7 protein-coding genes are annotated in these 6,786 nt (G+C 50.1%); 1 reads left to right on the top strand and 6 read right to left on the bottom strand.

The annotated features are described in order from the left end of the window. The 4 genes from KF784_19205 to KF784_19220 form a co-directional block, all read right to left on the bottom strand. On the bottom strand, positions 1-213 hold a 213-nt coding region (locus KF784_19205), incomplete at its 3' end, for a helix-turn-helix domain-containing protein (GenBank protein ID MBX3121193.1). A gap of 43 nt (positions 214-256) precedes the next feature. Then, positions 257-1,264, bottom strand: coding sequence for a replication initiation factor domain-containing protein (locus tag KF784_19210; GenBank protein MBX3121194.1), 1,008 nt, complete (start codon positions 1,262-1,264; stop codon positions 257-259). Positions 1,265-1,409: 145 nt separating this feature from the next. Further along, the gene (locus tag KF784_19215) at positions 1,410-1,658 is read right to left on the bottom strand and encodes a hypothetical protein (GenBank protein MBX3121195.1); all 249 of its coding nucleotides are present in this window, start codon (positions 1,656-1,658) and stop codon (positions 1,410-1,412) included. Positions 1,659-1,727: 69 nt separating this feature from the next. Next, positions 1,728-2,861 carry a hypothetical protein gene (locus KF784_19220; protein MBX3121196.1) on the bottom strand — a complete coding sequence of 378 codons (1,134 nt, stop codon included), beginning with the start codon at positions 2,859-2,861 and terminating at the stop codon, positions 1,728-1,730. A 546-nt stretch (positions 2,862-3,407) separates the two neighbouring features. Here KF784_19220 and KF784_19225 point away from each other — a divergent pair. Further along, entirely contained in the window at positions 3,408-4,421 is a 1,014-nt protein-coding gene (locus KF784_19225) for a hypothetical protein (protein MBX3121197.1), read from the top strand. Between the two features lie 219 nt (positions 4,422-4,640). On the opposite strand, the gene KF784_19230 is transcribed toward KF784_19225, so the two are convergent. Together KF784_19230 and KF784_19235 are read right to left on the bottom strand one after the other, a co-directional pair. Next, positions 4,641-5,711, bottom strand: coding sequence for a macro domain-containing protein (locus KF784_19230; GenBank protein ID MBX3121198.1), 1,071 nt, complete (start codon positions 5,709-5,711; stop codon positions 4,641-4,643). A 15-nt stretch (positions 5,712-5,726) separates the two neighbouring features. Continuing rightward, entirely contained in the window at positions 5,727-6,326 is a 600-nt protein-coding gene (locus tag KF784_19235; protein MBX3121199.1) for a DUF4433 domain-containing protein, read from the bottom strand. Positions 6,327-6,786: the final 460 nt, after the last annotated feature.

The following is a 6,786-nucleotide window of genomic DNA, read 5'->3' on the forward strand; positions in this document are numbered from 1 at the left end:
ATGGTCTAGGTCGCGGGTGTCGTCGCGTCTGAGGGCGGGTAAGCGGCTTGCTGTGGCCGATTCAAAGGCATCGAGCCACTTCCGAATGTCTTCGGGTTCAAACCTGACGAGGCCGTGAATCCGACGGCAGGGAATCTTGTTCTTTGAGACCCAGAGATAGAGCGTGGATTGTTTGATATTGAGCCACGCGGAGAGTTCTTTGACGGTGAGCATGATGCAGATACACCGGGGGAGTCTTGCGACCCCCCCAGTCCCCCTAACATGGGCTGCCCGCGTGACCGCCGGCAGGCCGGTGAAACCGATTGGGTGGTTGCTTGAGCAAATTGCGGTGTCGGTCTTTCCACCGAGCAATGCCCCTGACAATTTCGTTCAGTAGCCATTCTTCTCCTCCAGGGGTGGCACAAATGACCGCCAACATCGGCGTCAGGGTGTCACTCACCCATCGTTTTACATTCTGCAAGGTCTGCACCTGCTGCTCCTGGGCCAATCGCCCTTTCTGAAATCCCTCCGTTAGGAGGGCGTACCACTCCAAGACTGGAGCCCGGTACCGTTCTTCGTCCTCGGCATCCTTCGGGATCTGCCGGAAATCCACATAGGATCGCAGTAAGCCGACTACCAACTCCTTCCAATCGGTTTCGTCTAACGTGGCCAATGCTCGGGCACATTGTTCGGCCCGATCCTTCTTGAGCTCTAATTCCCATCGCGTCCCGTAGTCCTGATAGTTTTCTTGTCCTTTGCTTTGGAGTTCGAGCCGTTTGTCATAGATCCGCAACAGGGTCTGACTCTGCGGACTGCCGAAGTACATCGTCTCGCCGGTTGTCGCTCCGGTGCCGTGCGTCAGATTGGAGACGATATGCCGGACCTGAGCCGCCCTTGTGACGCATTGGCCTGCCGAGACCGCTTCTCGGATGGTAGCCACCGGCACCGTTCCCGCTCGGTCATCCAGCGCACAGTCGATGCGTGTCACGTGGCCCTGTTGGGCATGTACCCACTTGAGCAGGGTGCGAATTTGATCCAGTGCCAGGGCGGACGCGAGGCCGCCCGACAGGTCCACATGGATTTCATTCGGACGACGGGGCGCATTCGTGCCCAGTTTGCCGACCCCGCGCAGGCCGTCGACCCGCATCCAAGACAAGGGATAGCCTCGGAACCCGCCCTTGGCTTTACTCCAGTCTCCTCCCAATACGCGCATGGTCTCTTGAGGATTGGTGCCCAGGACCGTAAAGGCCAACCAATCAATGGAGAGGGTAAATGCAGAATCCATGGAACCTATCGACCTCCTGTAAGGAGCGCTGTAGGTAGCGCCCCCGTGTTACCAAGACGGGGGCCATTCCGCTCCGCGCCCCAGCCTGCCGGCATTGGGCGCGGACCGGCTTTGCCTCCTAATGGTGTGACGGATAGCACTCTTTTTAGCGTCCTTCCTGTGTCGGTCGCGTGAGCTTCTGTCGGACTACGCCAAAGGCTTTTTCTCCGACCTCTCGCGCCACGATCTTGATCGCCTCGGCTTTCCCATCCATCACCATGCTCATCAGGACCGCACCGCGCACATACTTGGAGACCGTCGTCCCTTCCTCTGTTGCACACTTTTCGATCAGCTTGCGTTCCTGATGCGTGACCTTGAATTGTAATGTTTCGGTTTTAGTATCGTCTGATTTCATCTGGCCTCCATCGCGTGTAGCGCATTATATAATACAGTATATAATGCGTCAATGCGGGCACCAAGGCATTCATTCAGCCAAGTTGTAAGCCTCCCCGGAGGAATTGGGAAATAATAAGTCGTCCCAATTAACCAAGGGATTTCTAGCCTTCGGTCGTTGCGCAAGGTCTAAAAATCTTCGTAATGAGCGGCGGAGATAATCCTCAGTCAACTTGCTGAAGTCACTGAGCGACATTTGAACGCCAGCTCCCTTCGGAAGTTTTGGATCTGCACCATGCACAATTGAGCTTCTAATCGAATACGCCTGCTTCATAGTTTCGTAGACCACTTTTCTAACTTCGCCCCGTTCAAGAAGAAATGCAGTTCTTAGAGCCAGACGAAACGCCTTCTCGGCTCCACCCTCGTCCGCAAGATAAAGAGCTTCGAAAGCTATCATCTGATCAATAAGGCGATCCCCTGGATCAACGCGCTTCTGAGCGATCTCGTAACGTCGTAGTGCAAGAGCCAATGATTTGAACAGTTGTTCATTGAGAGTGACTAGCTGCTGCCGAATTATCTGTACCTCATTCACTTCTTCCTCTCTGAATTCATATAACGGGGGAGCAGGGGTCCATACACCTGGGCTTTTGACTATGAAGTTGCTCCAGATTGGAGTCCATCGTTTGGGTCTCGCGAAAATTCCATCTGCTCGAACCCTTCCCTCCTTAAGAAGGTGCAGAGACATTACAATCTGAGAGCCAATTGTTTTCTTTTCCGTAAGGCTTCGAGTTGTAGGGTCGCAATTCATTAGCTTCGCTTCTTGCCATTCACAATAAACCACTGGATTTCCTCTGACCTTCTTCTGCTTTCCAGCACAATCGGTCACAACTAAAGAATCCATAAGTCGTACCAATGACGTAAATTGGATGGGCAAATGTTGGCAGGAGAGGTGCTCTAGTGGAATCCATCCTTCGAAATCGACTACATCATTCGCAATAAATTCCTCGAAGTCCCTGAAAGTGTGTTCAAACTGACCTGTCTCAAAGACAGGAATTTTCATATCCTTCAGCTGGTAAGCAACGAACTTTAGAAGGCAGTTCGGTACATCAAATCTCTGCCCCGTACTCCCAATTACTATCAATTTGTCGAGATGGCGAGCTACGGCTTCTGTGGTTTGCATAAGGTGCTCACAGAGCTGATACTCCGCAGATTTAGATAAGCTCATGAGGCTATTGGCTAGCAAATTCCACCACCAAGGATAGGTTTGCTCTGCGAAACTCCAAATGTTCGTGCTTTCCAGAGTTGGTACCCATAACGCACGTTCTGTGGGTGTCTCATGCGTGTGATTGGGATTTTTTATGTGATCAATCGCTACGCTAGTAAATGCACTGAGAGCGTGCCTGAGTTCTTGTGGAAGACTCATGATTTTGGACGGGTCCTATTCTTAGACCCTGCGCATGGAAGTTACATTCCATCCCTAGGGCTCAATTGTGGGTTGATTAACATGGATAAGCGGGTTGGGGGTTGCAAGCTCGCAGCCTTGAATAGACCCCATTTGGTCGTAGCGTGCCCACTTTTCAAAATGACTTTAAATATCGTCAATATATAAGCCGCTATCCCAACAACTACAGAGATCAAGGCGGAAGGTGCTTGCAAGCACCCGCGCGATGGGATAGGTGAGCAGGAATAGGTTTTTGCGATGTGTTTCTTTCGTGTGCTTAAGCTGGCTTCTCTAGCACATCAGGTATTGCACAGACTTCAGGAGGTTGCGATGAGTGAGATTCATTATTTCCCCCGCTATTCGACTAAAGAAAATGCTGTAACGAACAATTCACTGTTGCTCCTCTTAAGATTGTATCAATACGATCGTTATAAGTTCGAGAAACTCATGGAAGCGTTAAACGTCGAGCAAGAGGTACTCCTGCCAAGTTTTGGTTTGCAGTTCCATCAACAAATCGCAACGGGAAAGAGCGTGCTGGATGGATACCTATGGCAGGAAAGTATCAAGATTGCCGTTGAAACTAAGCTGGGCAATGACTTTGATTTCGTGCAACTGAGGAATCACTTGGCCGTCTTCAAAGATGAGCAATACAAGTTTCTTCTACTTCTCAACAAGGTCAGTGAAACACGGTCCAGTGAGCAGCTCCTTTCTCTTCGTAATTTGGCCGAACAGAATAAAGTTACTGTGCTGCATGCTACGTTTGCGAGTCTCATTAAAGCGGCGGGGGATTGTCTATCGCCTCATGATGAAGAGATGATTGCTCTTGTGAAAGACTACGAGCTCTTTTGTAGCGGTAATGACCTACTGCCAACGGATCAATATACGATATTTGCCCCACCGTGCGGAACTTCTGTCGAGGACAACATCAAATTTCAATTGTACTATTGCGGAGCGGAACGGCATTTCCGTAAGGCTAAATACCTTGGCATCTACGCCGACAAGACCATTCAAGCTATCGGCACCATCTCAAAAATTGTACCGTGCGATGTAGACCTTGAAGGCAAGACAGTAGCAGTCACCGGAAAGCAGTTTGACCTTACGGAAAAGGAAAAACAACGTATCTTAGGTGCAAGCGAAGCCGCCCAGAAATATCAATATGACCTCACTACGGGCCATCATTTTTTTCTATGCAATGAGATGGTAGCTACGGATTTTCGGAAGACATCGAAGGGCGGCATAATGGGACACCGTTATTTCGATCTAAAAGAGATTCTGGGAGATCATCAGATTCCTAATAGTCTGGAGGTCTTGGGGAATCTTCTGCGGCAGTATCAATGGAAATGATCGAGCTAAGGACAACTCTGAATCGCATACTTATGGTGCTCCAGGAATTGAAACTGTTTCAATTGACCATACGGAGCCGCCATTTATTCGCGCTTATATGGCGCAATTAGCGGGGGACCGCCAATTGCTTCTGGTCCATGGACGAGTTGTTAGTGCTCGACTCATGTACGTTGGTGGATCGACCAACCGTTAGGAGAAGCGAATATGAATTTTAGTGAGTTAGCGATGAGGGACGGATTCAGATTGCAGTTCTGGATTCACCCAGCCTTGACGGGTTAAGACATTGGCAGCAATTCCGATCTGACGCTCCGTGAAGTTCCGCTTGCGCTCGTTCCATGCATAGGTCCGTTCTACAACATCTTCGAGCGAGTGGACCGACTCATTTCTCATGATCCAATGCACGCTTGCTAAAAGTTCCAAGCCGAAGGGGGATTCGAAGCCTTTCACCAAAGCTGCCACACGATCGAAACGACTTCTGGTTTCGGGATGATTAGCGAGATACTCAGTGGCATCCTCAACCGCTCCAGGGACCAACGTGAGCTGCTTGTCAGGTACGTCACCGCCGTCATCATAGCCAGAGATGTGATGACCCTCGATTGCATGGAGAACATGTCGGAGGTTCTCTGCATATGGCCCATAAATGGCTCGTCTATACTTTAAGAGGAGGGGCTCTCCTGCCTCTTGCATGAAGTACATTAGCTTATGTACTTCGAGTAAAGTAACGTAAGGGTCAAGTAGTCCATCCAGATAGCGCTGCACTAGCTCGATCAATGTCGCACGACTTGCAGTCATCTTAGGGACTTCGCGCCGATGTTGCATCGTGTCGGAAGAAGGTGCGCCTTGAGGCTCATAGACATTGACATTAACGTCGACAAGGGGACTCAGGGCTGATTGAATCCGTGACCGAACTTCGTCCCAATTAAGACCACCCAACCCGCTACCTAGGGGTGGAAGCGAGATTGAACGAATATTTTTGGCGCGAATTACTGCGACAAGGTCCACAAGCCCTGCCTCAATATCCTCAATACGGCTCTTGCCACGCCAGTGGCGTTTGGTTGGGAAGTTAATAATATAGCGAGGTGGAGTTAGCTGACCTGTCTCGAACACAAACATTCTGCCGGGCTTAACTTGGCCGAGCTTACAAGCAACTGTATATGCTTTGAAGTTTTCCGGATAGGCGTTTTTGAACTGGAGTGCGATACCACGACCCATTATCCCAACGCAGTTTACCGTATTCACAAGAGCTTCAGATTCGCTCCTTAGGATGTCGCCGCGAGTGAATTGAATCATGGCAGAGAATTCCCCTTAGTAGTACCATTCAGGATGGATTTCGACCGATGGTCGATGACCGCTCGGCGACAACGCGACCACCACTTGATTGTAGGTCGATCGCGACTGAACGCCAATGCGCTCCACCAAATGCCACGGGAAACTATGTTCGGTCAAGAATTCTGCCTGCTTTCCATCTTTGCAGCTTCTCCACTCTGTTGCCTCCACAGCATTCCAGTTGACTTCATGGAGGCGATTTAAGTCGCAGCGATCTTCGAAGAAGTAACTGCCTGCATTAGACAATGTGAAGGCCCAGCGACGCCTATTTCGATCCGCCCAAGCAACTGCGGAACGTAGATCTGCTTCAAGGTGAACAATTGGCCCTTGTCCCCCTCGGTAATTGAGATCTGGATGGTTGGCTTGATTGATTAAATACAGCATGACGGAACGCGGGCAGAAATAAAAGGGAACGCAGTCGCCCACGTAAAGGTTGGGATGGCTGCTCAAGCAAATTTCGTTGAGTCGCCGCTGCTTGATTCCATTCATGCCGATGGTGGTCCCTACAGGTTCTCTACTCTGAACTTCTCGGTCACACCAGAGAAATTGATCCGCAAGAATTGAGGGCAATCGATCCACGTGTGCAATGTGATAGATTTTGGGCTGTGCTGGCACAGTCACTGAGAGGTTCCTCAATTTCCTGAGTGACTTGAGAGGAATTGGAAGTGGCCGGTTGTTTCATCTGCGGACCTACGTCAATTGTCTTGACGGGTTGCCACACCAATGTTGGGACCATGCCTTCTGCAGATAGGTCATGATTGTGCGGGAGGATACCGGTTTCTATACATGGAAACAAGTCCGGTACAGGCTTGGTACTTCCGTCCCTTACCGATTCGTGGGGTATGCTGCCTCACTACCTCCAGCTCTACGCAATAACCAAATTGGGACATGTCAGATCGTTGTGCTGAATTTGTGCTGAAGGATCTCTAAATCTTCAGTATTGGTTCGAATCAGTAGAAGCCGTAGAATCCTGTTAAGTGCTCCATAAACAAGTAAAAACGGGGAAACCTTCGCAAAATCAAGCCGGTGTTAAAACTGC

Source organism: Fimbriimonadaceae bacterium (assembly GCA_019638775.1).
Classification (GTDB): Bacteria; Armatimonadota; Fimbriimonadia; order Fimbriimonadales; family Fimbriimonadaceae; genus JAHBTD01.

Coding starts and splice junctions, on each gene's coding strand:
- KF784_19220 (MBX3121196.1), bottom strand. CDS start 2,861: ATGAGCTTATCTAAATCTGCGGAGTATCAGCTCTGTGAGCACCTTATG.
- KF784_19215 (MBX3121195.1), bottom strand. CDS start 1,658: ATGAAATCAGACGATACTAAAACCGAAACATTACAATTCAAGGTCACG.
- KF784_19230 (MBX3121198.1), bottom strand. CDS start 5,711: ATGATTCAATTCACTCGCGGCGACATCCTAAGGAGCGAATCTGAAGCT.
- KF784_19225 (MBX3121197.1), top strand. CDS start 3,408: ATGAGTGAGATTCATTATTTCCCCCGCTATTCGACTAAAGAAAATGCT.
- KF784_19210 (MBX3121194.1), bottom strand. CDS start 1,264: ATGGATTCTGCATTTACCCTCTCCATTGATTGGTTGGCCTTTACGGTC.